The organism is Adlercreutzia sp. ZJ473 (assembly GCF_013185065.1).
Taxonomy (GTDB): domain Bacteria; phylum Actinomycetota; class Coriobacteriia; order Coriobacteriales; family Eggerthellaceae; genus CAAEEV01.
This window is the reverse complement of the sequence record NZ_JAAVTO010000003.1, coordinates 1-25275: the sequence shown is the minus strand read 5'-3', so window position 1 is coordinate 25275 and position 25275 is coordinate 1. Positions and strand designations below refer to the sequence as shown.

The window sequence follows — 25275 nt, the reverse complement described above, 5'->3', positions numbered from 1 at the left end:
CGGTCGTTCGGGGGCAGGGGAAAGGGAGGGAAGGCTTATTCCTCGCCGATCATCTTGCGGAAGTCATCGTAGTAGCTGTCAGGTGCCGGGATGAAGCGAACCTTGCCGGTGGTCTGCTTGTACTTGGTGACGGTATCCTTGTCGGAGGGGTCCTTGAACAGCTCGGGGTTGTTGTAGACGGCCTCGGAGCCCATGTACTCGATGACGGCCTCGTTCATGTCGGCCGGGACGAACTCGGTGTTCACGACGAACGGGACGGCCGGCACGGGATAGGTGGTCACGACGCGCAGCTTGGTGCCCTCATACTCGTCGAATGGGGCCTCGAGGCCTGCCTTGACCTCGTACAAGGCGCCGAGCTCGCCGTTCTCGCCCTCGATGACGTTATAGTACGCAGCCAGGCCGGTGTCGTCGACCGAGCAGAAGCCGGCGTCGCCGATGAGCACGTTGAGCATGGCGTTGGCGTGACTGCCCCCGAAGTACACCGTGTCGAAGAACTTGCCGGACTCGCCCAGGTCGTCGGGGTTCTCGATGCCAAACTCCTTGGCCATGGAGATGGACGGGATGACGAAGCCGGAGGTGGAGGACAGCTCGACCCACGAGTAGTTCTGGCCCTCGAGCTGCTCCTTCGTGAGCTTGTAGGAGCCGTCGGCTTGCTTGTACTGTTCGGAGTTGTCCTCGAGCACGAGCACCTGGGAGTGGTAGGACACGGGGTTCAGCTCGCCTTCGCCGTCGGAGAGCACCCAGGCCACCTCGACCTTCGGGTTCTTCTTGTGCAGCTCCACGTACTCCTTGGCGCCGAGTGACGCGTAGTGCGCCTTGCCGGAGTTCACGGACTCGATGCACACATTGTAGTCGGTGGTGGTCATGGTTTCGCATGGCACGCCCGCACCCTCGCTGATGGACTCAGCCATGAGGTCGCGCATGTTCTCGTACTTGCCTTCGGAGGCACCTGGCTCCCAGGCGAAGACGAGCTTCTCGGGTGCGGCTACTTCTTCGGTGGCGGCGCTGCTCGCTGCCGAGCTGCTGCCGCCGTTGCTTGAGGAGCAGCCCGTCATGCCCGCCATGACAGCACCAGCTGCGATGACGCTGCCGCCCACGATGAACTGGCGGCGATCAAGATTGAGTTCCATGTTCCTTCTCCTGTTCCATGGGATGAAAAGACAGAATCAAGTATAAGATTAATTTATATAATTTCAATACTTAATATTAGACAGATACTACTAAATGATCATAACAATCCCTTGGTGAGGGAGGAAAGGAGGCGTCAGATGGGGTGTTGGGGACAGGGGCGCTAGGTCGGTAGATCGGTAGGTTGGCGCGCCGTGCTTGGGGGGCAGATCCTTCGACTGCGCGCCCTTCGGGTGCTCCGCTCGGGATGACATAAGGGGAGGGTGCGCCGTTCAGGACGACAGGGAGTCCGAGGTAATGGGACGTGCCCCGGACTTTTACTTGATGTCGGTCACGGCTATCGTCACGGGGGCCTGGCTGATCGAGCCGCCGGCGGAGATGGTGCCCTGCAGGGTCACGCGCGCGTCGATGCTCACCTCGCGGTCATCGGAGGCCGAGGTGAGGCAGAAGCGGTTCGTGGTCACGCCCTTGCCGTCGATGCTCACGTAGATGGTCTCGTCGGTGCGCAGCACGATGACGCCGTCGATCGACTCGATGGTCCCCGTGAGCTCCACCAGCTCTCCCGACGTGCACTCCAGCGACATGGTGGCGGTGCCGGGGTCGTTGCTCGCGTTTGCCTCGCTCGTCGTGACCTTGCCGGCCGACGTGACGGCCAGCTGCCAGCCTGTCGAGGCCGACCAGGTGGCGCTCAGGTTGACGTCGCAGGTGACGAGCTTGTTCTTCTCGGTCTTGCTCAGCGTTGCCGTGGCGGTGCCGCCCTTCTCGTCCATGTTCGAGCTCACGTAGACGCTGCATTCGGCGAACCGGTCGGCCAGCGAGGCGTCGTGCGCGCGCAGAAGCTCGGGCAGCGCGGCTTCGATGGCGGCGGTGCTCGGCGCGCGCAGGGGCGACACGACGGGCTGCCCGAGCGTGACCTCCCCGGCGACCCAGGTGCTCTCGTCGTTGTCGAAGGCGTAGGGCTGCGTGACGGGAACCACCACCTCGATGCTGCTGTTGCGGTAGTTGGCCGAGGCGGACACGGTGCGGGTGGCCTCTTCGTCGGTCCCGGGCTTGCCCTCCACGACCTCGCCTACGACGATGTTCTCGATGCGCGGCCCGATCAGGTTCGCCGTGTCGACGTAGGCGAAGCCGGTCAGGTCGGGCGCGGTGGTGAGCGAGGCCGAGAGGTTGGTGAGGGCCGTGCGCTCGGACAGCGAGGTGACCTGCTTCTTCTGCAGCGACGAGTCGACGGCCTTGAAGGCCACGTTGACGGCCACCCAGGCCAGAGCGGCCATGCACGCGACGACGAGCACCGCGATGGCCGCGCGCTTGGCGATGCGCACGCCCTTCGAGGGCTGCTGGGGCTTGCCGGTGCTGGGAACGAATCCGCTCATGCTGGGTCCTTTCGGGTCTGCGGGGCGCGCAGTCCTGCCGCAGATCAAGGGCGCGCTTTTGCGCTCACTGAGAATACTAGCCTCAACGGGGCCTCGTTGCAAAGCCTTTTCGCGCGGTGGTTTTGTGGGCCGTCTGTGTTGAAGGCGGCGGCTGACGCGCGGGCAACTATACTTTCAGCTGAAACACGCATCCCCCAAGGAGGACAAAACCCCGCCGCATGTCGCCGCAGAAGCCGCATATATTGGAGAAGCTGTCGAAGGGGGAGCGCCGCCAGGGACCCATCGCGCGCGTGGCGAACCGCTGGTTCGACCGCGTCATGGGCGCGGTGAAGGAAGGCGGCCTCTCGGGCCAGGACGAGGAGTACGCGGCCCACCGCACCACGCGCGACTTCGTGTGGAACACCGTGGGCGCCACCGCATGGGGCGTGGTGTTCCCGGCGGTCACCATGATCGCCACCCAGCTGGTGGGCGCCGAGCAGGCCGGCATGGTGTCCATGGCGTTCGCCGTGGGCCTGCTGCTCATGTTCCTGGCGAACTTCGGCGTGCGCACCTACCAGATCTCCGACATCGACGAGGCGCACTCGTTCAACGACTACCAGATCAACCGCTGGATCACCTGCGCGATCATGGTGGCGGTGGGCATCGCGTACTGCAACCTCCGCGGCTACGGCGCCGAGATGTTCAACATCTGCATGGGCATCTTCGCCTATAAGATGGTCGACGGCCTCGCCGACGTGTACGAGGGGCGCCTCCAGCAGGTTGACAAGCTCTACCTGGCGGGCATCTCGCAGGCGTTCCGCTCGATCCTGGCGCTGCTCGCCTTCGCCGTCGCGCTTCTGATCACGCGCGACGCCGCGGTGGCCAGCATCGCCATGGCCGTCGCGGCCGCGGTGTCGTTCGTCATCATCACCTACCCGCTCACGTTGCTCGAGACGCCGCGATCGCGCCGTGCGAGCGCGTCGAGCATATTCGTGCTGTTCAAGAACACGGCGCCCCTGTTCGTCGGGCTGTTTCTGTTCAACCTCATCGACTCCATGCCGAAGTTCGTCATGGAGGGCGCGCTCTCCTACGACAACCAGCTGTTCTACAACGCGCTGTACTTCCCCGCGCAGAGCATCCTCATCACGGCGCAGCTGGTGTACAAGCCGCTGCTCGTGCGCATGGCGGGCGTGTGGCAGGACAACTCGAAGCACCGCCAGTTCGACATGATCTCGGTCGGCATCCTGCTGTTCGTCGTGGCGCTGACGGCGGGGTTCCTCGTCGTCATGGCGTGGGTGGGCGTGCCGCTGCTGAGCTTCCTGTACGGCATCGACTTCGAGCCGATGCGCAACCTGCTCTACGTGATGATCGTGGCGGGCGGCGTGACGGCGGCCATCGACTTTCTGTACCAGGTCATCACGGTCATGCGCCGCCAGCGCGACGTCACCACGCTCTACGTGGTGACGTTCGGCTTCTCGCTGCTCATCCCCTTGCTGCTCGTGTCGTTCACGGGGCTGCCGGGCGCCGTCCTGAGCTACCTGATCGTGATGTCCATCCTGCTCGTGCTTCTGGTGTGGGAGTACTTCCGCATCCGGCGCGACCTCGCGCAGGGCCGCCGCGTGGTGAACGAGCCGGCCGGCCCGCTGCACTCGGCTGCGGATGCGGGCGCGGGTGCGGGCTCGGGCGCGGGTGTGGGCTCGGACGCGGCTGCGGGCTTGGGCGCGGAAGGGGCTGCGAACGCGGGTGCGGGCTCGGGCTCGGGCGCGGGGCGCACGCGCAGGTCGCCGCGGCCGAGCGAGGTGCGGGCGGAGCGCCTGCGCCGCGAGGAAGTCATGAATCGCCGTGTAACGAATAGGCGCTCGCGCTAGTTGCGCATGCATGCGGGCGTGTAGAATAAGGGGAATGTTTGACGTTACGCCTTCGGGCAGAAGGAGCGGTCTTATGAAATGCACAGCTTGTGGCGGGGAAGTCCCCGAGAATGCGGCGTTCTGCCCGCTTTGCGGACAGTCGCTGGCGGGTGAGGGCAGCCCGCATGATCCGGTGGTGGTGACGGTGGGGAACGTCCCGCCGGAGGACGTGGCGCAGGCGGGCGCCCAGCCTGCCGCGGGCGCCGGGACGCCGGCGGCCCAGCCTGCCGAAAATCCCTATGCTGCAGGTGCGGGGCAGGCGCCCCAGCCCCAGCCTTCTGCCGCGGGCGCCCAGCCTGCCGCAGACCCCTCGGGCGCTCCTCAGGCTCAGCAGCCCTACGCTGCTCCGGGCGCCAACCCCTACGGCGCTCCCTCCCAGCCCTACGCGGCCCCCGCGCCCCAGCCCCAACCTCAGCCCCAGCCCCAGGCGCAGCCGGTGTACCCCGTGGGCTGCGTGTCGGCGGCGATGGCTGACATCCGCGCGACGGACGGCTGGTTCAAGCGCATGATGTTCCTGGGCCTCGTGGGCTGCGTGCCCATCCTCAACTTCACGGTGGAGGGCTACGCGCTCAACTGGTCGCGCGAGGTGCCCTTCGGCGGCAGGACCGCCATGCCGAAGAGCGTGGTGAACGGCAAGAACTTCGAGATCGGCTTCTACTGCTTCGTCATCATGTTTGTGTTCAACCTGGTGAGCGGCCTCGTTGCGGGCATCGTGGCCCTCGTGCCGCTGCTCGGGTGGCTGGCTTCCCTCGCGATAGCGATCGGCGCGGCGATGTTCACGAGCCTGTGCGCCACGCGCATGGCCATCATGCAGCAGCTCGGCGAGGGATTCAGGATCGGCGAGGCGTGGAACGTGCTCAAGCGCAACTGGACGGGGCTTGCGGTCGCGGTCATCGGGCCCTCGCTCGTGGCTGGCGTCGCCGTCGCGGTGCTGGTCTCCATCGGCTCGGTGTTCCTGGCGCTCGGCGTTGCCCTGCCCGCCTCTCTCGCGGTGTCGGCGGATGTGGCGAACGGCGCTCTGGCGCTGTTCGGCGCGCTCGGCATCGTGGGCGTGCTCCTGTTCGTGGCGCTGGTCCTCGTGAGCGTCGGCATCAGCATGATCGCCCACGTGGTGGTGCTCCGCGCCGTGGGCCACTGGGTCGGCCGCTATGCGCATGAGTGGACGACCGAGGCGTACCGCGCCGCCGGCTACGAGATGCCCCGGTAGCCGCCGTCGGCTGCGAGATGCCCCGGCAGCCGCCGTCGGCTGCGAGACGCCCCGGTAGCCGCCGTCGGCTGCGGCGAACGGACGGCTCCGCCCGCCAGCTCTGGCGAGCTGTCGGCTGTCGCGAGCCGCGGATCGGCGGCAGCCGCCTGCGGATCGGTGTCAGCCATCTGCGTCAAGCCGTGCGGCCTCCTGATTCCCTTCGCGCGTCGTAGAGTGCCTCCGAAAGCCGCCCGCCGAAACGGTGGGCGGCTTTCTTGGCTTTGATCAGGTACAATGGGGTCAAGCCCCGCTTTCGCTCCATGCGTGCGGGTTTTTGTGGATCTCATCTGAGGGGGCTTGCATGTTCGCTGTTGGCGATACCGTCGTCTATCGACACCATGTCTGCATCATCGCTCGCGTGCGCGAGGCGTACTTCGAGGGGCGTGATTACTTCGAGCTGCATACGCTGTTCGAGAAGTCGCTCAAGCTGTACGTGGCAATCGGCGATGCGGTGCCGCCGGTTATGCGCGCGCCGATGGAGGAGGACGCGGCCTACGAGCTCATCGACTCCATCCTCGACGCGGGGACCATCGACGAGTCCATCCTGCACGCGCACGGCACCACGCTCTCCCTGGTCGAGCGCCAGGTGAAGGAGGAGTACGAGCGCCGCCTGAAGTCGAACGACGCGCGCGACCTCATCCCCGTCATCAAGTCGGCCTACGAGCGCACGCGCGAGCGCGAGGACGCCGGCAAGCGCACCACCGCGGTCGACAAGAAGTTCCACGACCTCGCCGAGAGCCTGCTCTACGACGAGCTGGCCGTGGCGCTCAAGATGGACCGCGAAGAGGTGGACGCCTTCGTGAAGAAGCGCCTCGCCGCGCTCGAGAAGAAGCTCAGAAGCTGACTTCCTCCCAGGCTTCTATTTGCAGGCCCTCTACGCGCATGAACTCTCGGCAGTTGTTCGTCACCAGGACGGCGTCATGGGCGAGCGCCGTTGCGGCGATGACGAGGTCGTTCGGGTCGATGACCAGCCCCTTCCTCTCAAGGTCGGCGCGGACGCGGGCATAGGCGCCTGCGCAGAGCGAGCAGAACGGAACGACGTCGAACGCTGCGAGGAACTGCTCGACGGCCCGCCGGTTCTTCATGGGCTGGGCGCTCTTGTATGCGCCGAGGCGCAGCTCTGCCTCCACCATCGCGGGGATCTTGAACAGCTGCGGATCGCTTTCGCGAAGCATCTTCAGGGCGTAAGGGAGTCGGCCCCTCAGAAAGTCGACGCAGATGTTGGTGTCAAGCATATACATGGCAAGCCCTCCCGCCGTCAGAGCTGCGCGCGTGGCGCGTCAAGCCCCCAGGCGAGCTCTTCCGGCTCGCAAAACGTCTCGTCGTCGACGGCGCCGTACAGGTTCCAGAACCCCGCTGGCCACTGATGCGGCGAATAGGAGCGGATCGACTTCTGGGCCATCTTCGACAAGGAGAGCTTTTCCCTGCTTGCGTTTGACTTGAGCACGGACAAGGTCGGCTCGTCAAGGTAGAGCGAAAGCTGCGCCATGGCGCGTCCTTTCCCCGAGGCAAGTATAAAAGCAAGTATACGCTGCGGATGCGAAGAGGGCAAGGGGGGCAAAGCCCCTTCGCGGGCGCTAGTTCGCGCGGGTGGAGTTGCTCGGGTCGATGGACATGCTCTGGAAGCGCTCGGCCATCCAGTCGTTGTCGAAGTGCTCGGCGCAGAACTCCATGAGCGCGTTGTCGTTCGGCAGGCCGGCCAGGCGGCTGTACCAGCAGTCGAGCGAGATGAGCGTCATGGCGCCGTTGAAGATCATGAGCGCGGCGCACACGGCGGTCAGCGAGTAGCGCCACTGCCAGGGGATGAGGTTCACGACGCGCAGCATGACGGGCAGGAGCAGCTTGATCCACATCACGCCGAGCACGCCCCACATGCACATGAACATGAAGTTGGTGCGCCCGCCGATGCTCAGGAACGTGCCGGTGTAGTCCCATGCGGTGACGCCGAAGGCGAACTGCAGAAACCAGCTGACGGCGTACTCGAACGCGCCGCCGATCACGGCGCTGACCAGGAAGACCACGAGGATGTTCGCCTTGTGGAAGCGGTTGAGCGCTATCGTCATGAGCACGGCGCCGAAGCCGTAGATGGGCGAGAACGGCCCCCACAGCATGCCGGCGCGCACCTGGTAGTGGCCGGGGTCCACGATGACGATGTGGTAGACGGTCTCGATGAGGTCGCCCAGCACGCAGGCGATCACGAAGATCCAGAACAGGTTGAAGAAGTCGAGCGCGATGAACCCGCGGCCCGTCTCATCGAGGCCGAGGGTGCCCTCTTCGGCATCCTCGCGCGTCTCCATGTCGCGCAGCTTGCGCTGCAGCTCGCGCTCCTCGGAGAGCGTGGGGTCGATGTAGGTGAGCATGGCGACGAGCACCACGCCCGCCACCACGAACGCCAGCAGGTCGACGCTGATCCCGAACAGCATGAGGTTGCACAGGAAGTCGGTGATCAACAGCACGATGATGAACTCGGCGGTCTGCCGCGCGCCGCGGCGCTTGTTGAGCACCAGGCGGAGGCCCAGGATCACGAACGCGACCACGGTGACGGCCACGCAGACCACCAGCACCACGTAGAGCACCTGCGTGATCATGGAGTCCTCGCTGAAGCCGCCCTCGCTGAACACGGTGCCCACCACGAGCAGCATGAGCACGATCTCGGGGATGAGGAGCAGGCCGCCGACGATGTTGAGCACGCCGAAGATCTTCAGGCCCAGCGGCGTCTTCTCGGAAGGGGCCTTGGGCGCGCGGCCGCCCGGCGCGGGCGCAGATGCGGGCTCGTCGAGGTCGAGCAGGTTGACCTGCTTCTCGTCAGGGGCTGTGGCGGTCTTGCGATCGTCGGGCTGGGGCATGGCTCTCTCCAAGGTGTGGTTTGAAATGCAAGGGTAAAGCGAATCTACACTACCATACATCGCCGCGCCCGTCAGCGCGAAGGGCACCCTATTCCGTCAACTTTGCGTTAACGGGGGAGAGGGCACGTGCGGGGCTACGGGCGCGGGCGGGGGCTGCAGGGCGCGCGAGGCTACAAGGCGCGGGCGGGGGCTGCAGGGCGCGCGGGGCTACGGGCGCGCGAGCTTCGCTTTCCTGCCGACGAACGGAGGGCCTCCGTTAAATGAGCGCGATCATGATGAACGCGCTCATTTAACGCTGGGCAGATCGCCTCGTGAGGGTTTGGCGAGCTCTGCGAGCTCGGCGAAGCGGGCGCTCACGAGGGCGTTGCCGTTGGAGCCCTCATGGGGGAGCGAGCAGCCGGAGCAGTCCTTCACGCCGTCGCCGACGTAGGCGAAGCGCCCGCCGCATGACGAGCCGAGCGCGTAAAGCGGGCAGAAGCAGAACAGGCAGTTGAAGTCGTCAGGGTCGACGCCCTCGTGGCAGGGGAAGTACGGGCAGTCCCGGTTGGCGAAGAAGGGAAGCGCGGGATCGCGAAGGGGCTTGGAGTTGGGTTGCGCAAGGTCGCGAAAGGGCTCGGAGTCAGGAAGCGCGGGGTCGCGAAGAGGTTCGGAATCGGGTTGCATGGGCGCTCCTCAGGTTGATGGGCTGGCGTCAAGATCAATGTATCACAGCAATCAACTCGGGCGATATCGTCGGTTATTGTGTCAGCGGTCCGCCTGCGCTCGGGCTCAACATCCTCGCTGCCTGCGAGCAGCGACACGGCCTTTTCGAGCCCATAGGACTTGAGCAGGGACTCGAGCAACCGACAACGCCCTTTTTCCATCCACCATTCTGAAAAGCTGGATGGAAAGCGCCCGTTGTCGGTGCTTCGAGCCTCGAAAACCACCGACAACGGCGCTTTCGCAGCCACTTTTCTCGGGAAATCGCCGATAACGGCCTTGTTTCATCCAGAATCACTTGAGGGGTGGATGGAAAAACACCGTTGTCGGCAACGTCGTCGGGTCGTCGGCGATCCACTGCGATTACGACGTTATGGCGTTTACGCTGGCGAGCATTCTTGATGATCGGCTCGAGATGGTTTCGCGTGGGGGTTGTCTGCGACGTGCTTCTTTAGCGAGTTCCGGTTCGACGTCTCCATCCTCCCACGCGCCTGGCGGTCGGGGGTGCTACAATGGCCTGCGTATTGGCACTGATGGTTGCGCCGGCGGGGCGCGAGCTTGCTCGAGGTCGGGTGAGCTTGGGGGAATGAGGGTGCGAATCCCTCGCTATACCAGTAACCGTAAACGCCGATGGGCAGAAGGCTCGCAAGAGCGTTGCCGCGCGTGGCGCGTTATCCCTGTTTGCAGGGGTGCGCGGGCGCGAGGGCGGCGACTCGACGTGAGATCGCAGGCATGTGGATCTGCCCAAGTGAGGCGAAGTCGGAATGCCCATCCATCGAATCGAGCCCTGGAAGGAGATTCCGACACATGGTTGGAACGAAACTCGCGCCCCCCGCGGGGTCTGGCGCAAAACTCACGACAAGGTTGCTGGCGGCGCTCATGGCGCTCGTGCTGTGCGCGGGCCTCATGCCCGCCGTCCCGGCATGGGCAGCGGAACCGTCTGCGGCTCCCGTGACGTCCGCGGCCCCCGCAACCCCCGCAGCAGCCGAGCAAACGGCGGGCACCGCGACGCTCACGATAGTCAAGGGCGTGAGCACGTTCGACGGCAAGGCGAACGTCGTCGTCAACAAGACCTACGGCTTCGAGGAGGGCGCCACCCTGGGCGACCTGTTCCAGGCCGCGAAGGACGCGGGCGACATCAAGGGCTTCGCGTTCAAGGACGGCGGGTACGGGCCCTACATCGACTCCGTTACGCTCGCCGACGGCACCGTCGCGGCCAACCAGGCCGACTGGTCGGCCAGCTGGGCGAACTACAAGGACGGGAAGTACGCGGACGGCTCCGCCTGCCAGGAGGGCGACGCCCTGACCGCCGGCGCGTGCTTCCAGTTCGCCTATGTGGACTCCTTCGCCAACACCGCCCCCTCCGACTGGGGCGCGCTCTCGGCGAAGGCGGACGAAAGCAAGCAGGTTGTCACCAAGGCTGGCAGCGTTGCAGGCAATAAGGTCAAGGGCACCGCGACGCTCACGGTAGTCAAGGGCGTGAGCACGTTCGACGGCAAGGCGAACGTCGTCGTCAACAAGACCTACGGCTTCGAGGAGGGCGCCACCCTGGGCGACCTGTTCCAGGCTGCGAAGGACGCGGGCGACATCAAGGGCTTCGCGTTCAAGGACGGCGGGCACGGGCCCTACATCGACTCCGTCACGCTCGCCGACGGCACCGTCGCGGCCAACCAGGCCGACTGGTCGGCCAGCTGGGCGAACTACAAGGACGGGAAGTACGCGGACGGATCCGCCTGCCAGGAGGGCGACGCCCTGACCGCCGGCGCGTGCTTCCAGTTCGCCTACGTGGACTCCTTCGCCAACACCGCCCCCTCCGACTGGGGCGCGCTCTCGGCGAAGGCCGAATCCAGCCAGGGGACGGCCCAGGGCGAAGAGGCTGTGACGCCGAGCCCCTCGACGGCTAAGGTTGACGCGAGCGCCCTCGACGCTGACCTGGAGGGCGTCCACCGCACGATGTTCGCCAACCTCGCGGCAGGATGCGCCGGCGCCGGCGGCCCGAGCGAGTCTAACGTGAGCGACTGGAACGCGCTGTCGATCGCTGCTGCAGGCCAGGCTTCGACCGCCAACAAGGATGCGGTCATCGCCGAGGCGCAGGCGAGCTACGACAAGCCTGACGGGTACAACCTGCAGCGCAGCATCCTCGCGCTGACGGCGCTGGGCGTTGACGCCACGAAGGTTCCCGCGGCCAAGGGCACGATCGACCTGGTGGCGAAGTTGGCCGACGCGGCTTCCGCCGTTGACTCGTACCCGACGAGCGCCGCCTTCACGCTGATGGCGTACGCGGCGGGCCCGTACGAGGTGCCCGCTTCCGCCGTCAACTCCGCGCAGGCCCTGCTCGACGAGCTGGCCGCGTCGCAGGAGGCGGGCGGCGGCTTCGCTTCAAGCTGGGGCGTTGACACGACGGCCATGGTCGTTCCCGCGCTTGCCGCTTACCAGGGCAATCCCCTTGCAAGCGACATGCTGTCGCGCGCCTTGGGCGCCATGCGCTCCCTGCAGCAGGATGACGGCGGGTTCGGGAACGTGAACTCGACGGCCGTCGCCGCCATCGCGCTCTGCGCGGCGGGCGTTGACCCCGCTGGCGAAGCGTGGGCCACCGCGACGGGCAACACGCCCCTCAAGGCCCTGTTGGCGAGCGCCAACGAGGACCTTACGGGCTTCGTGATCCCCCAGGGGTACTCGCAGGAGCTCGCTGACCAGCAGGGCTTCATGGCGCTCGTGGCCTACCAGGGGCTGAAGAACACGGGGGCTGCCTACAACGTGTACACCCAGGCTGCCAAGGGCGAGGCGGCGCTTCCGAGCGCGCCGAATCCGCAGGATCCTGCCGCTGATCCCGCTGCCGGCCAGACGCCCCAGGAGTCGGCTGCCAATCCCGCTACCGATCCGGCCGCTCAGGAGTCGGCTGCTGGTCCCGCTGCTGATCCGGCCGCCCAGGCGCCTTCCGCCGCCCAGGCCACCGAGGCTTCCTCGGGGAACGCTTTGGCTCCGACGGGGGATGACGCGGGAACTTCGGCTGGCGTGGCCGCAGCCGTCCTGCTCGGCGCGATTGCCTGCGCGGTGACTGCCCGCCGCAGGGCGTCGCACGCGGCGCGAGACGTCGTGCCTCGCTAGGCGAAGAGCATGGCTGACCTTAACCGGGAGAAAGAGAACGGCGCCCTCGAGAGCGAGTCGGGGGCGCCGTGCGCCGACGGTGGTGTCATAGCGGGAGCGGAAGATGCTGATGTCCATGCGCGCGAGGCTGAGGTGATTGCAGCTGACGCTGCGGCGGGCGCTGATGCGCGGGTGGTTCCTGCGCGCGCTACGGGGGCAGAGGCCGATGAGCTTGCAACCGCCGCGGCTGCGCCCGCTTCTACGCGAAGCAGGCGGCCCGTTGTCATCGGGGCGCTTTGCGCGGCGTTGGCACTGGTCGTTGTGGCGTGCGTGTTCGCGTTCGGCTCTCCGAGCTCGGTTGTCGAAAGCGGGCCCGCAGCGCAGGGGTCATCGCAAAGCCAGCAGGCCGACACGGCTGAGGGCGCTGGCGAAGGCGGTGAAGGTGGCGAAGGCAGCGCGGCGGAGTCGGGCGATTCTTCCGAGGCTGCGGCTGACGGCGAATCCTCCGCAGGTGCTTCCTCCGAGGGCTCTGCCGACGGCGGCGCCGGCTCGGCCGATGCTGCTTCTAGCAGCGACGCTGCCGTAAACGCTGCCGCGAGCGCCGCTGCGGCGTCAGGTGGCTCCAGCACGTCAGGTGGCTCTAGCGGCTCGGGCGGCCCCGGCAGCCCGGGTGCGTCAGGTAGCTCCGGCAGCCCGAACGCTTCCGCTCCCGCCGCTACGCCTGCTGCACCCGCTCCCGAATCCAAGCCAGAGCCCGCTCCCAAGCCGACTCCTGCCCCAACTCCCGCACCCGCTCCCGCCACCATCACGGTGTCGGTCTACGTCGACAGCTCCAAGGCCGCGAGCGCGGGCTACCCCAGCTGCATGGCCTCCACGTCGGTGAGCCTGCGCGAGGGCGCGACGGCATACGACGCCCTGTGCGCGTCGGGCGTGTCCGTGAGCGGCTCAAGCTCCTACGTGACGGCTGTCAACGGACTCGCCGAGAAGCAGGTCAGCGCGGGAAGCGGCTGGATGTACTCAGTCAACGGCTCCACGCCGATGGTCCCCGCGGGCGGATATGTGCTCTCATCAGGCGATTCCGTCCGCTGGTACTACGTCGTCTAGCCGAGATGGCCCACGGCGAAACCCATAGCCGCGCAGGCGCCAGCGATTCCGGCGACTTCGGCGGCACCCAAGATGCGCAAGGCGCCTGTCGCGAAGGGCAGGGGGATCTTCCCGACGAAGGCCCCCGCTCCTTTGCCGCGAGCGCCTTCGACGCGCTGCACCCTGTGGTGGCGGTGGCCTATGCCGCCATCGCGCTCGTACTCACCATGGCCGCCTTCCAGCCGGTGCTCGTGGCTCTCGCGCTCGCGTCGGCAGTCTGCCTGGGCGTGTGCCTGCGCGGCGGCTGCCAGGTGGCGCGCGCCGCGCTGTGGCAAGTTCCGATGCTGGTGCTCGTCGCGCTCGCCAACCCGCTCTTCTCCCCGATGGGCTCCACGGAGCTCTTCCGCATCGGCGTGCGCGCCGTGTACTTCGAGAGCTTCGCGTACGGCCTCTGCATGGGCGCGCTGCTCATGGCCGTCATGGTCGAGTTCGCCAACGCGGCGTGCGTGCTCACGTCCGACAAGGTGACGGGCGTGCTGGGCAACCGCCTGCCCACGGTGGCGCTCATGACGTCGATGTGCATGCGCCTCATCCCGCGCTTCGTGCGGCAGGGCCGCGAGATCAGCGCCGTCCAGGGGGCATGCACGGCGGCGCGCCAAACAATCTCATTCGGCAAAGCCGCGCGGCTGCGCGAGGGCGCGCGCGTCGCCTCCGCCCTCGTGGGATGGGGGATGGAGAACTCCCTCGAGACGGCCGACGCCATGCGCAGCCGCGGCTGGGCGAGCGGGCGCACCCGCACCACCTACCGCCGGCAGCGCTTCGCGCGCGCCGACGCCCTCGCGCTCGCCGTGGTCCTCGGCCTCGGCGCGGCGTGCGCCGCCTGCGCGTGGGCGGCCACGTCGCAGTACCGCTTCTACCCCTCCCTGAGCACGCTCACGCTGTGGTGGGGATATGTGCCCTACGCGCTGTACTTCTTCCTGCCGTGCCTCGTCGTCCTAGGAGACCGCCTGCGATGGATGCGCTGACTTACGAACGCTTCGGCTTCACGTACGCGGGCGCCGCCGCCCCCGCGCTCAAGGACGCGGACTGGGCGGTGCCCCAGGGCGCGTTTGCCCTGCTCGTGGGCAACACGGGTTCGGGCAAGACCACGCTTCTGCGCTGCGCGAAGCCCGAGATAGCGCCGGCGGGCGCACGCGCGGGCGCGGTGCGCGCATTCGGCGAGGAGGTGGCCGCGGGCGGGCGCGCGCCGCACGTGGGGTACGTGTTCCAAAGCCCCGACAACCAGATCGTGTGCGACACGGTGTGGCACGAGCTGGCGTTCGGGCTGGAGAACGAAGGGCTCGACCAGGACACGATGCGCCGCCGCGTGGCCGAGGTGGCGCACTTCTTCGGCATGGAGCCGTGGTTTCGGCGGGAGGTGTCCACGCTGTCGGGCGGGCAGAAGCAGCTGCTGAACCTGGCGGCGGTGCTCGCGCTGCGCCCGCGCCTGCTGCTGCTCGACGAGCCCACCGCGCAGCTCGACCCCGTGGCGCAGCGCAGCTTCCTGCACGCGCTCTTCCGCGTGAACCGCGAGCTGGGCATCACGGTGGTGGTGGCCACGCACAGCCCCGGGGCGATGGTCGACTACGCCACGTGCGCCGCGCGCGTGGAGGGCGGGCGCGTGCTGCCCTGCACCCTTGATGACCTGCGGATTCGGGAAGATGAGGCGCTCGTTTGGGGCGCGGAGGCGGAGGGTGCGGAAGCGCTTGTGCCAGAGCGCGGCTCCGGCGCCCCGCGCCCTCCTCGCACGTCCCGCGCCCTGCGCCCCTCTTTCGCGCCCCCGCTCCGCCGCACGTTCGGCTTCGAACCCGCCCCCGCCGCCCCGCTCGCGCTCGAGGGCGCGTTTTTCCGCTATGCGCGCGACGCCGCGTGGGTCCTGCGCAACATGGACCTCGACCTCTCGCGCCCGGGCATCCATGCCGTCGTGGGCGGCAACGGCTGCGGGAAGTCCACGGTGCTGCGCGTGCTCGCGGGCGTGCTTTCGCCTGAGCGCGGGCGCGTGCGCAACGCCCTGCGCCGCGAGCAGGCGTTGCTCCCGCAAGACCTCCAGGCGCTGCTGGTGTGCGACACAGTGCGCGATGAGCTGGGCGAATGGGCGCACGGCGTGGGCTATGGCCGTGCGGAGGTCGACGCGGTCATGGCGCGCATGGGGATTGGGGAGCTCGCGGACCGGCACCCCTTCGACGTGAGCGGCGGGCAGCAGCAGAAGATCGCGCTGGCGAAGCTCATGCTCACGCGCCCGCGCCTGCTGCTGCTCGACGAGCCCACCAAGGGCCTCGACGCGCCCTCGAAGCGCGAGGTGGCGCGCGTGCTGCTCGAGCTGCGCGCCGAGGGATGCCAGGTGGTGCTGGTGACGCACGACCTGGCGTTCGCCTCGCGCGTGGCCGACGACATGACGATGCTCTTCGACGGCGAGGTGGCGTGCAGCCAGCCCACGCGCGCGTTCTGCCGCGAAAACCTGTTCTACCGCCCGCAGCCCGACCAGTTCACGCAGCTCTGGGACGCGGAAGATGCGAACCGGGCGGCCCGGGCGGATGCTGCCGCGTCTGACTCCGCCGCGCCCAAGGCGACCCCGTCCGAGGCCGCCGCGCCCAAGGCGACCCCGTCCGGGGCTGCCGCGAAAGGCCCCCGCGCATGAGGGCGCGCGTGCTCGTCGCGCTCGAGCCGGTCGTGCTCGCCTGCGTTCCCGTGGCGCTGGCGCTCGCCGCCTTCTTCCAGCTCGACCAGACGGCGCTGCTCACCTTCGCGGTGGCGGTGGGCGCGCTGGCCGTGTTCTTCGCGGGCTGGGAGGCGTCAAGCCCTGCGCTGCGCCAGGTCATGCCCGCGGCGGTGCTCGGCGCGCTGGCGGCGGCGGGGCGCATCCTGTTCGCTCCCGTCCCCGACGTGAAGCCCGTGAGCGCCATCTGCATCCTGGCGGGCGCGGTGTTCGGGCGGCGCTGCGGCTTCATGGCGGGCGCGCTCGCGGCGCTCACCTCTAACTTCTTCTTCGGCCAGGGCGCGTGGACGCCCTGGCAGATGTACGCGTGGGGGCTCGTGGGGTACCTCGCGGGCGTTCTGGCCGAACACGGGGCGTTCGAGACGCGCGAAGGCGAGCCGCGCCGCGCCGCCGTCTGCGGGTACGGGTTCCTCTCGGCGCTTCTGTATGGCGCGCTGCTGAACACGTGGACGCTCGTGGGGTTCGTGCACCCCCTCACGTGGGAGGCGGCGCTGCTCACCTACGGCGCCGCGCTGCCGTTCGACCTGGTGCACGCGGTGTCCACGGTGGCGTTTCTGCTGGTGATCTACGCACCCTGGAAGAAGAAGCTCGACCGCGTGAAAACGAAGTACGCCCTGAAGTAGGACAGAGTTTCCGCGGAGCGCCATAGAGGTCCCTGCCGAGCAGAGCCCATCCGTTGTAAAATAAGTAAACTGCATCTCGGCATGATCTCGGCGCAGAAAAGGAGGCTGAATGGCTAGCGTTTTGCAACAGGCTGCGCAGACGCGCACGCACGTCATCCAGGCCACTTCCGATGAGAAGCGCAATGCCCTTGCGCAGCACTTGACTCCCGCCGAGACGGCGAAGCTCGCCGTTTCGATGTTCTCAGAGCTCGGCTCTGACCAGGCTTTTATTCGCTGTCTTGACCTGGGTGCCGGTACCGGAATGCTCTCCATAGCCCTCTATGACCGATATGATGGGCGCATAGAGCAGCTGGATGCCGTGGAGGCAGACCCTGTTCTCGCGACAATATTTGAGGCTGAAATGGCGTCGGTGGGCGTGCCTCATGAGCTGACGCAGGGAGATGCCCTGATCGCTACGCCAGATGCGGCCTACGATAGGGTTATCCTCAATCCTCCCTACAAGAAGATGGCGGCGAACGATCCGCGCCAAGACGCGCTGCCGTGCAAATCGGCGAACCTCTATGCGGCATTTATTGCGGTGGGGCTTTCGAGGCTTGCCGATAACGGCGAGCTCGTAGCGATAGTTCCGCGTTCGTGGACCAACGGGGGCTACTTCGAGCCGTTCAGGAGATATGCACTCAGCTCCTACTCGCTGGATGCCATTCACGTATACGGCTCAAGGACTGAGGTGTTTTCGGACACGAAGGTGCTTCAAGAGACGATGCTCGTGAAATTCTCCAAGCGCAAGCAGGTCGAGGAGATAGAGGTGTCTCAGTCCATGGGCAAGAGCGATGGGGTTACGCGGACGCGCTATTCCTCACAAGATCTGATAGACCCCTTCGGCCTCGTGGTGCGCATTACGCCGCAAGACGGAAGCAAGCTTGAGGAGACGGTATGCTCGCTCGGGCTCTGTCCCTCCACCGGCAAGGTCGTTGACTTTAGGAACAGGGAGCGAATATTCGAGGAGAAGCCCGAGGGCAATGACGTCTATCCGATGATCTATGCGGGCAATTTTCCGAAAGGCGTGCTCGAGCATCCGCTGCGCATGGGAAAGCCTCAGTGGTACAAGGCGGAGGCCGGAAATGTCAAAGCGCTCAAGCAGCTGATAAAGCCAGGTCCGTATGTAGTGGTCAAGCGATTTTCGGCGAAGGAGGAGAAGCGGCGCGTCGTTGCGCGTCCGCTGGTACTTTGCACGGAAGCTGCGATAGAGAATCACCTGAACTTCATCCACGCGGGAACGCCCAGAGGTGTTGTGCCTCTGCGATCGGTGGAGCTTGCGCAAGGCATTTCCCTATGGCTCAACTCCACTTATCTGGACAGGTGGTTCAGAGGCGTAAGCGGGTCAACGCAGGTAAACGCCAGGGACATAAAGGCTATGCCGTGCCCGCAGTTGAATGACCTGGAGAGGATCGGCCCAAGATGGCGAATCGGCATGGAGCAGGGGGAGATCGACGAGATATGCAAGACGTTCATTTGAGGCTGAACGAGCTCATAGAGCAAGCGAGGGACGTTCTTGCCGATTTGGAAATGGACAAGGAACGCCTCAACGAGCGAAGCTCGATGACGCTTCTCGCATTGGCCCATTTGGACGCGAACAGCAGCTGGTCTGATGCGACGAACGACATGTACACGACACGCATGCTCATGGATTGGATGCGCGATCATCTGGGGCAAGATTACGCTGCCAACACGCGCGAAGCAATCAGGCGGTTCACGCTGCATCAGTTCAGCGCGGGGGCGCTAATCGAGCAGAATGCCGACCAGCCTGACAGGCCGATTAACTCTCCGAAATGGAACTACCGCCTGAATCCCAATTTGCTGCCAGTTCTCCATGCGGTGGGGACCGAGGTCTACGAGGAGCGCTTGAGAGAGTTCTTGGACGGTGTTGAGACATGGCGGCAGCAGCAAGCCAAGATTCGCGCCATGAACAAGGTGCCCGTTGAGCTGCCGGACGGCACGGGGGTGATGCTGTCTGCTGGTGGGCAGAACGCGCTTATCAAGGACATGGTGGAGGAGTTCTGCCCGAGATATGCCCCAGGCGGTCAGGTGCTCTACATAGACGACACCGATCATACGCATAAGGTTGACCAAGAGGCTTTGATGGCTTCTGCGGGCATAGAGATACCTGAGCATGGGAAAGCCCCTGATCTCGTTGTTTGGATGGAGGACAGGCAGTGGCTCTTCCTTATGGAGGCTTGCTCGACGCACGGACCGATAGACGTTATCCGCAAGCGCGAGCTGATAGAGCTGTTTGCGCCGCAGAAAAGCAAGATCGTATTCGTGCCGTGCTTCCCCGATCGCTCGGTGATGCGCCAGTATCTGACTGATTTAGCTTGGGAGACTGAGGCATGGTGTGCCTCCGATCCAGACCATGTCATTCACCTGGATGGGGAACGCTTTATGGGTCCCTATGATTTTGGCGTAGAAGAGCTCTAGGAGCCACGACACTTTGCGGACGCCGTTAAAGGCGTTCGTTGCGCTATCGTATCAAGCTATTGAAAACTTCTGCGCCCATACGCAAAACTCTTCCGTTGTGCCTCTCGTCCCGCGCACCTCAACTCTTTGTGCTAACTCCTAAAATCTCGTATCGAACGATTTGATTTTGTCACCCCCCTGTAATAATCTGTTGTGTGGGTGAAAACACCCGTATACGCGCATGCTCAGAGTTCGTGAAGATCATGCAGGGGCTAGCAGCTTGAGTCCCCCTGGTCACGAGCGCAGGCGCGTAATGGAAGCCGCAAGGCGCGCGGTCGCAACCCGCACGTCAGGCGGCAGGCCGCGAAGACGAAGCTGGGTGGTAGAGATGTTAGAGAGACTCATAGACGCAAAGGGAACCTTCGAAGGCAAAGTCCTCTCGGTGTTCCTGTCGGTTGTGCTCGTCCTCAGCATGACGAACGTGTTTGCGTTCGCCGAGGCTGGTACGAACGGCGGCGCTAAGGACGTGCCCCAGATGGGACAGTCCGCCGTGGATGGCGACGGCGTGAGAATCGGTGAAGCGAAGGTCACCTTCAACTTGCCGAACGCTTATGTCGAAGTGCGCGGTCAGAAGCTGACTGGCCCCGACACCGTCACGCTCAAGGTGTCTGATTCCGCCGACCTTGTGTTCAAGGCGATCGCCGAGAAGGGCTATAAGGTCGTCGGCGTCACGGCGAAGAACTCCGCAGCTGCGAACGTGCCCGTCACCACCCAGGACGGCACGTACACCATCGCTGCCGAGTACGTCAGCAACAAGCTCGAAATCACCGTGAAGACCGAAGCCGACAAGGCTGTCGAGCCGGCTGAGTCCGCTCTCGCGCCTAAGCCCCTTGGCGACTCCGAATATTCCACGAAGGCTCAGGCTGACGGTACCGACGCAACTGAGCTCACGACCGAAGAGGCCGAAGCGACCGAATCCGCCGATGCGGAAGCGACTGCCGAAGCAACTGAGCCCGATACCACCAAGCCTGCTGCGACTGAGCCTGATCCGGCCAACCAGCCCGCTGTAACCGAAGAAGGCACAGAGGTTAGCAAAGCCGCTGCGACTGACAAAAGTGCCGCCGCTGACGAGGCTGCAGATACCGTCAAGCCCACAACTGATGAGGCTGTAGAAGCTAACGAAGCTGCTGTGGCCGATGAAGCTGCTGAGTCTGACGAAACCTCCAAATCCGAACAGCCTGCACCTGAAGCTTCTGGCACCGAAACCCCTGAGAGCGAAGAATCCGAAGCAGCTGAACCCGCTGATGCGGAAGCAACTGCCGACACAGCCGCGTCTGACGAAGAGGTCGTCACCGTCCATGCTGACGTGAGCAGCCCCGTCTTCGAGGACTGGGCCTATGTGGACGACGTGATCGTCAAGGTGACCGCCGGCGAGGGCATCCTCCCCGAGGGCACCACTGTGCAGGCGAGCCGCGTTGAGCGCCAGGACGTGATCGACGCCGTGAGCGCCAAGGTTGAGGCGCAGGGCAAGGAGCTCCAGGACGTCGTGGCCATCGACGTGACGCTGCTCGACAAGGACGGCAACGCCATTCAGCCAGAAGGCGCCGTGAACGTCTGCTTCTTTGATGCCAATCTTGAAGGTGGGGAAGTGAACGTCTGCCGTGTCTCCGATGACGCATCCAAGGTAGAAATAATTAGTGCTCGCCAAGCCGATGCCAACGTGCAAAGCTTTGATGTAGACCACTTCACGATCTATGCAGCAAACTCTTCAATCGCAAAATATGCATCGAATGGTTGGGACTCGGAACTGAACCTTGAGACGAAAATCGAGAATGCCACAGCTGAGTACCTCTTTTTCAGAGACGAACAAGACGCCAGTTATAATCGATTCGAACCGTTCAGCGGTACGGTGAATATAGAGGACTTTGCCTATCAAGACGCTCTTGGCCGTATCCATCCGGGCTATATTTTGATATTCGTTAAACCCGCGAATAATCATCTTCTCACTGTGCTGCAAATAAAAGGCTATGGGAATGCGTATCTCTATCCGATTGACGGTGGCTATGGAACGGTCAATGGTTATCCTGGACTTAGTGAAGCTGTGGCGCGTGCCAAAGCAAAGGGATATGTGGCGCTTTTTGGCTATTCGCGCACTGACCAAGAAAATGTTAATGCTTCCGTGACGGTTACGGGATATCAGCCCAAACTGGAAGTTGAGGCAAAATGCAACAAAGAAAATGTCTCCGCTGACAATGACGTGACGTTTACGGTTAAGATTAAGCCTGAAACAGAGCACGACGGCATACAATTGAATCCAGGAATCCCCACGTTAAGCAATGTGAAAATTAACGGCAAAGAAGCTAGCATATCAGGGCTAACGAAGGACGAGAATGGATACTATATTGGCACAGTGAAATATACTGTGACAGCCGAGGATTGTAAGAAGGGCGCAGTCGTTCTGACCGCTGATGCGTTAACAGCATATAGCTATAATTTAAATACGAGCACTAGTGATGTAAGAACGACCGCGAACATAATGAGCCCTGTGTCGGCTAATTGCGATATTGCCGACGTCACCATCAATTACCAGGTCGGCGACGACTCCAAGGACATGGGCTCGGTCAACCCGGGCTCCGAGACGCTGAGGCCCGCCACCGGCACCGCGTCCGGCTCCACCGCGGCCGCCAACGCCGGCTACCACTTCGTGAACTGGACCGACGCCGATGGCAACGAGGTCTCCACTAGCCAGACCTTCGTCCCCGCCAAGGCCGGCGGCCTCAACGTGGCCGCCACCTACTACGCCCACTTCGCGGAGGACGACAACGTCACCATCAATTACCAGGTCGGCGACGACTCCAAGGACATGGGCTCGGTCAACCCGGGCTCCGAGACGCTGAGGCCCGCCACCGGCACCGCGTCCGGCTCCACCGCGGCCGCCAACGCCGGCTACCACTTCGTGAACTGGACCGACGCCGATGGCAACGAGGTCTCCACTAGCCAGACCTTCGTCCCCGCCAAGGCCGGCGGCCTCAACGTGGCCGCCACCTACTACGCCCACTTCGCGCGTGATTATCACGCTATTCAAGCTTTGCCAGTAAATGAGGAATACGACGGTACGACGAGGGTTATATCCGTTGTGGGTGTTTTGGATAGCGAAACAGTTGAATTCTATGTTGGCTCCGAGACGATCGAAAATGAGTTTACGGATGTCGTAAATCAAAAGGTGGATGTTGCTATATCGCGTGATGGGCGAGAAGTTCATAGAATCGAAGACGTTTCTGTCGTCATTACCCCCGCGACCCTGACGGTGACCACGCCCGACGCCAGCAAGACCTACGACGGCACCGAGCTGACGGCTGACGGCGAGATCTCCGGCTTCGTCAACGGCGAGACGGCGTCCTTCGACACCACTGGCACCCAGACCCTTGTCGGCAACGCCCCGAACACCTTTGAGATCACGTGGGCCGGCGACGGCAACGACTACACTGCCAAGGCGGCCAACTACACCGTCAGCGCGGTTATCGGCACGCTGACCGTGACGGATGGTGGTTCGGGTGGTGACTCGGGTGATCCTGTCGATCCGAACAAGGTTGTGACCAAGACACATGCAGCTGGCGCGTACGGGCTTGGCGATACGGTTGAATTCACCGTCAATGCGACCAACATCTACGACGAGCTTAAGAAGATCACGCTTTCTGAGATCGAAGGCGTCACCTTGGAGCAGAGCGAGTTTGAGAACGTGGCGCCTGGTGTGACGGTGAGCACGAAGGCGACTTACACGATCACCGAGGCTGACATTCTGGCTGGTACGTTCGTTAATACTATTACTGCAAGCTTCTCGGACAGCGACAAGACGTTCGAGAACACCGATGAGGTTGATCTGGATGAGCCGCAGCCGAGCATCGCGGTGAGCAAGACTACCGTGAGTACGCCTGCCAACGGGGCGGCCTATGCCCTGGACGAGGCCATCGAGTACCGCATCACAGTCGCCAACAACGGCAACGTCACGCTCACGGACGTCGTCATGACCGACGAGCTCGAGGGCGTCGAGATTGTCGCCGGTGATGGGTATGAGGTCAACGGGCAGACTGCCACGATCGCCAGCCTGGCTCCTGGTTCTGAGGTCGTCGTTGCGGCTCAGTATGTGGTTACCGAGGATGACGTCCTTGCTGGCGAGGTTGTGAACAGCGCGACCGCCACGGGCGCTGCCCCCGAGGGCGGCGAGCCTGAGGTGACTCCGGACGAAACGGAGGATCCGGTGGTCACGCCGCAGCCGAGCATGTTCGTGGCCAAGACCGTGACCAGCACGCCGGCAAATGGCGCGAGCTATGCGCCGGGCGAGGTCATCACGTTCGACGTGACGGTCACCAACAACGGCAACGTGACGCTCGAGAACATCGTGCTTGACGACCAGATGCAGAACGCGGCTGGTCAGGCGATGCTCGTCAACGGCGGTGTTGCTTCCATCGGCAGCCTTGCGCCGAACGCTTCGGCTACGCTTCAGTACGCGTACGTCGTGCAGGCGGCTGACCTGGGCGCCACCAACCTGTACAACAGCGTGACGGCCGTGGCTGACAACCCGGGTAAGCCTGGTGGTCCTGGTGAGCCGGGTGGTCCGGGCGAGCCTGGCGACCCGAGCAATCCGGATAATCCGGGTACTCCGGGCACGGAGGACATTACGGACACCGCGCAGACTGATCCTATCCCGGTTGATCCGGTTCCCACGCCTGCGCCGACGCCCACCCCGGGTCCTGTCACCCCTGGTGGTCCGACTCCCGCTCCGACGCCTGTGACGCCGGCGCCGGTTCCGGGCACGGTGCCCGCTGGCCCGCTGGCCCCCGTGATCACGCCTCTGGTGGACGCGCTTGAGGGCGCGGCCGAGGCTGTCATCGGCGACGGCCAGACGCCGCTTGCCGACATCGGCGACGATGCCACCCCGCTGGCTGAGCGCCATGTGGGCTGCTGGGTGCACTTCTACATTATCCTTGGCATCGTGGTAACGCTGGTTTACGCCGCGTGCGTCGCCACCCGCCGCGCGCTGTTCTCGCGCCGCCTGAAGGAGTACGAGGACGACCTCACTGGCGGCGACTCCCCCTCGGGGTCGCCCGCCCGTCGGGGCGTGAGCTGGTCGCCTGAGGCGGCCGCGCCCGCTGGCGCGACGGCAGTTGCCATGAGCGGCCTGAGCAAGTAGGAAAGGACTGGAGACATGAAGAAGAGCAACGTCATCATCTTCGCCGTTCTGGTGGTGATCTCGGCCTTCCTGCTGTGGCTGTGGTACTTCCTCGGCTTCAACCGCGTGGACAACCCGCTCGACCTGGTGCTGTCCATCATCTGGTGGGTTGTTGTCGCGGCTGCGATCGTGGTGATCGCGCGCCTTGAGAAGACGCGTCGGCGCCGCGTGCGCACCGTGTACGTGGGTGACGCCGCCACCTTCAACAGCGAGCGCGGCGTGACGCCGCTCGATCCGGCGGCGCCCGTGCAGGACTCCGTGGCCGCTGTGCTCGAGGAGCTCGAGTACGACTTCACCCGCGAGGACTTCCCGAAGCCCGAGGACCTCAAGGTGCGCTACTTCATCCGCACCGACGAGTTCGAGCCCGCCGAGCGCTCCGACCCTCGTCCCTCCAAGTGGACGGGCGAGGTAGTGGTGGTCGGCTCCGACAAGGCGCGCTCCTTCGACACCCCCGAGGAGCTCTCCCGCATCCTCGCCACCATCCCCCAAGCAGCCTAGAGGCGCGGGGGACAGCGCAAGCTGCCAGTTAACGGCCAGCGAGCAAGCCAACCAATTAATCGACGACCCTCCACCAGGAGGGTCGTCGTGCGTTGAGGAAGAAGCTTGTCCTTAACGGTATCAGCTTGCATCAAGATGCGCCCATTCATGAGGCGTTTCGTCTTTCTTCGGGATTTGGTGGTCTTGAGCGTGTTGTCCAGAAACACTCTGATTTCGAGGTCCTCGAGGTCGCCTCGTATCGTAAGCGTCTAAATTCCTGCGTCTTCAGCTTCTAGCCGATAGATGCCACAATCGTTGCAACCTGATGGAAGGAAGTGACGATGACGCCGCAGGAAAGAAGGTCGATGCGCCGCGAGCAGGTGGAGCG

General features: G+C 64.6%; 18 protein-coding genes. 12 read left to right on the top strand and 6 right to left on the bottom strand.

Features of this window, described 5'->3' with window-relative positions; all coding sequences use genetic code 11:
- Positions 1-35: 35 nt before the first annotated feature.
- Positions 36-1130, bottom strand: a complete 1095-nt coding sequence (locus HRL41_RS01110) for a PhnD/SsuA/transferrin family substrate-binding protein (protein WP_172135135.1) — start codon at positions 1128-1130, stop codon at positions 36-38.
- 315 nt (positions 1131-1445) lie between these two features.
- The gene (locus HRL41_RS01105; RefSeq protein ID WP_172135134.1) at positions 1446-2501 is read right to left on the bottom strand and encodes a hypothetical protein; all 1056 of its coding nucleotides are present in this window, start codon (positions 2499-2501) and stop codon (positions 1446-1448) included.
- 218 nt (positions 2502-2719) lie between these two features.
- Here HRL41_RS01105 and HRL41_RS01100 point away from each other — a divergent pair, with 218 nt between their 5' ends.
- The 3 genes from HRL41_RS01100 to HRL41_RS01090 all read left to right on the top strand — a co-directional run bounded on the left by HRL41_RS01100 (position 2720) and on the right by HRL41_RS01090 (position 6477).
- A complete protein-coding gene (locus HRL41_RS01100; protein ID WP_172135133.1) occupies positions 2720-4348 on the top strand; it encodes a lipopolysaccharide biosynthesis protein in 1629 nt (542 codons plus the stop codon).
- 73 nt (positions 4349-4421) lie between these two features.
- Positions 4422-5594: a DUF4013 domain-containing protein gene (locus HRL41_RS01095; RefSeq protein WP_172135132.1), complete on the top strand. Its 1173-nt coding sequence runs from the start codon at positions 4422-4424 to the stop codon at positions 5592-5594.
- Positions 5595-5934: 340 nt separating this feature from the next.
- Complete coding sequence (locus tag HRL41_RS01090; protein WP_172135131.1) at positions 5935-6477, top strand: CarD family transcriptional regulator; 543 nt, start codon at positions 5935-5937, stop codon at positions 6475-6477.
- On the opposite strand, the gene HRL41_RS01085 is transcribed toward HRL41_RS01090, so the two are convergent.
- The 4 genes from HRL41_RS01085 to HRL41_RS01070 all read right to left on the bottom strand — a co-directional run bounded on the left by HRL41_RS01085 (position 6467) and on the right by HRL41_RS01070 (position 9142).
- Positions 6467-6874, bottom strand: a complete 408-nt coding sequence (locus HRL41_RS01085; protein WP_172135130.1) for a type II toxin-antitoxin system VapC family toxin — start codon at positions 6872-6874, stop codon at positions 6467-6469. The genes HRL41_RS01090 and HRL41_RS01085 overlap by 11 nt on opposite strands.
- Before the next feature lie 17 nt (positions 6875-6891).
- Complete coding sequence (locus HRL41_RS01080; protein WP_172135129.1) at positions 6892-7122, bottom strand: antitoxin; 231 nt, start codon at positions 7120-7122, stop codon at positions 6892-6894.
- Positions 7123-7210: 88 nt separating this feature from the next.
- Positions 7211-8479: a putative ABC transporter permease gene (locus tag HRL41_RS01075; protein WP_172135128.1), complete on the bottom strand. Its 1269-nt coding sequence runs from the start codon at positions 8477-8479 to the stop codon at positions 7211-7213.
- 285 nt (positions 8480-8764) lie between these two features.
- Positions 8765-9142: a cysteine-rich small domain-containing protein gene (locus tag HRL41_RS01070; RefSeq protein ID WP_172135127.1), complete on the bottom strand. Its 378-nt coding sequence runs from the start codon at positions 9140-9142 to the stop codon at positions 8765-8767.
- Positions 9143-9985: 843 nt separating this feature from the next.
- Here HRL41_RS01070 and HRL41_RS01065 point away from each other — a divergent pair.
- The 9 genes from HRL41_RS01065 (at position 9986) to HRL41_RS01025 (ending at position 24908) form a co-directional block, all read left to right on the top strand.
- Positions 9986-12286: a hypothetical protein gene (locus HRL41_RS01065; RefSeq protein WP_172135126.1), complete on the top strand. Its 2301-nt coding sequence runs from the start codon at positions 9986-9988 to the stop codon at positions 12284-12286.
- Positions 12287-12295: 9 nt separating this feature from the next.
- Complete coding sequence (locus tag HRL41_RS01060; protein ID WP_172135125.1) at positions 12296-13369, top strand: DUF4430 domain-containing protein; 1074 nt, start codon at positions 12296-12298, stop codon at positions 13367-13369.
- A 5-nt stretch (positions 13370-13374) separates the two neighbouring features.
- The gene (locus HRL41_RS01055; RefSeq protein WP_253904626.1) at positions 13375-14373 is read left to right on the top strand and encodes an energy-coupling factor transporter transmembrane component T; all 999 of its coding nucleotides are present in this window, start codon (positions 13375-13377) and stop codon (positions 14371-14373) included.
- Positions 14361-16025, top strand: a complete 1665-nt coding sequence (locus HRL41_RS01050) for an ABC transporter ATP-binding protein (protein WP_172135124.1) — start codon at positions 14361-14363, stop codon at positions 16023-16025. Before HRL41_RS01055 ends, HRL41_RS01050 begins: the two co-directional genes overlap by 13 nt.
- Entirely contained in the window at positions 16022-16726 is a 705-nt protein-coding gene (locus HRL41_RS01045; RefSeq protein WP_172135123.1) for an ECF transporter S component, read from the top strand. The genes HRL41_RS01050 and HRL41_RS01045 overlap by 4 nt, the downstream gene beginning before the upstream one ends.
- Positions 16727-16835: 109 nt before the next feature.
- Positions 16836-18242 (top strand): Eco57I restriction-modification methylase domain-containing protein, encoded by a 1407-nt coding sequence (locus HRL41_RS01040; protein ID WP_172135122.1) that lies wholly within the window; start codon positions 16836-16838, stop codon positions 18240-18242.
- The gene (locus HRL41_RS01035; protein ID WP_216662445.1) at positions 18224-19201 is read left to right on the top strand and encodes a BsuBI/PstI family type II restriction endonuclease; all 978 of its coding nucleotides are present in this window, start codon (positions 18224-18226) and stop codon (positions 19199-19201) included. The genes HRL41_RS01040 and HRL41_RS01035 overlap by 19 nt, the downstream gene beginning before the upstream one ends.
- Before the next feature lie 367 nt (positions 19202-19568).
- On the top strand, positions 19569-24371 hold the full coding sequence (locus tag HRL41_RS01030) for an MBG domain-containing protein (RefSeq protein WP_172135121.1): 4803 nt from the start codon (positions 19569-19571) through the stop codon (positions 24369-24371).
- 15 nt (positions 24372-24386) lie between these two features.
- Complete coding sequence (locus tag HRL41_RS01025) at positions 24387-24908, top strand: hypothetical protein (RefSeq protein ID WP_172135120.1); 522 nt, start codon at positions 24387-24389, stop codon at positions 24906-24908.
- Positions 24909-25275: the final 367 nt, after the last annotated feature.

Excerpts from the sequence above, each read along its gene's own strand:
- HRL41_RS01110 (WP_172135135.1), bottom strand. The coding sequence starts at position 1,130 with ATGGAACTCAATCTTGATCGCCGCCAGTTCATCGTGGGCGGCAGCGTC.
- HRL41_RS01105 (WP_172135134.1), bottom strand. The coding sequence starts at position 2,501 with ATGAGCGGATTCGTTCCCAGCACCGGCAAGCCCCAGCAGCCCTCGAAG.
- HRL41_RS01100 (WP_172135133.1), top strand. The coding sequence starts at position 2,720 with ATGTCGCCGCAGAAGCCGCATATATTGGAGAAGCTGTCGAAGGGGGAG.
- HRL41_RS01095 (WP_172135132.1), top strand. The coding sequence starts at position 4,422 with ATGAAATGCACAGCTTGTGGCGGGGAAGTCCCCGAGAATGCGGCGTTC.
- HRL41_RS01090 (WP_172135131.1), top strand. The coding sequence starts at position 5,935 with ATGTTCGCTGTTGGCGATACCGTCGTCTATCGACACCATGTCTGCATC.
- HRL41_RS01085 (WP_172135130.1), bottom strand. The coding sequence starts at position 6,874 with ATGTATATGCTTGACACCAACATCTGCGTCGACTTTCTGAGGGGCCGA.
- HRL41_RS01080 (WP_172135129.1), bottom strand. The coding sequence starts at position 7,122 with ATGGCGCAGCTTTCGCTCTACCTTGACGAGCCGACCTTGTCCGTGCTC.
- HRL41_RS01075 (WP_172135128.1), bottom strand. The coding sequence starts at position 8,479 with ATGCCCCAGCCCGACGATCGCAAGACCGCCACAGCCCCTGACGAGAAG.
- HRL41_RS01070 (WP_172135127.1), bottom strand. The coding sequence starts at position 9,142 with ATGCAACCCGATTCCGAACCTCTTCGCGACCCCGCGCTTCCTGACTCC.
- HRL41_RS01065 (WP_172135126.1), top strand. The coding sequence starts at position 9,986 with ATGGTTGGAACGAAACTCGCGCCCCCCGCGGGGTCTGGCGCAAAACTC.
- HRL41_RS01060 (WP_172135125.1), top strand. The coding sequence starts at position 12,296 with ATGGCTGACCTTAACCGGGAGAAAGAGAACGGCGCCCTCGAGAGCGAG.
- HRL41_RS01055 (WP_253904626.1), top strand. The coding sequence starts at position 13,375 with ATGGCCCACGGCGAAACCCATAGCCGCGCAGGCGCCAGCGATTCCGGC.
- HRL41_RS01050 (WP_172135124.1), top strand. The coding sequence starts at position 14,361 with ATGGATGCGCTGACTTACGAACGCTTCGGCTTCACGTACGCGGGCGCC.
- HRL41_RS01045 (WP_172135123.1), top strand. The coding sequence starts at position 16,022 with ATGAGGGCGCGCGTGCTCGTCGCGCTCGAGCCGGTCGTGCTCGCCTGC.
- HRL41_RS01040 (WP_172135122.1), top strand. The coding sequence starts at position 16,836 with ATGGCTAGCGTTTTGCAACAGGCTGCGCAGACGCGCACGCACGTCATC.
- HRL41_RS01035 (WP_216662445.1), top strand. The coding sequence starts at position 18,224 with ATGCAAGACGTTCATTTGAGGCTGAACGAGCTCATAGAGCAAGCGAGG.
- HRL41_RS01030 (WP_172135121.1), top strand. The coding sequence starts at position 19,569 with ATGTTAGAGAGACTCATAGACGCAAAGGGAACCTTCGAAGGCAAAGTC.
- HRL41_RS01025 (WP_172135120.1), top strand. The coding sequence starts at position 24,387 with ATGAAGAAGAGCAACGTCATCATCTTCGCCGTTCTGGTGGTGATCTCG.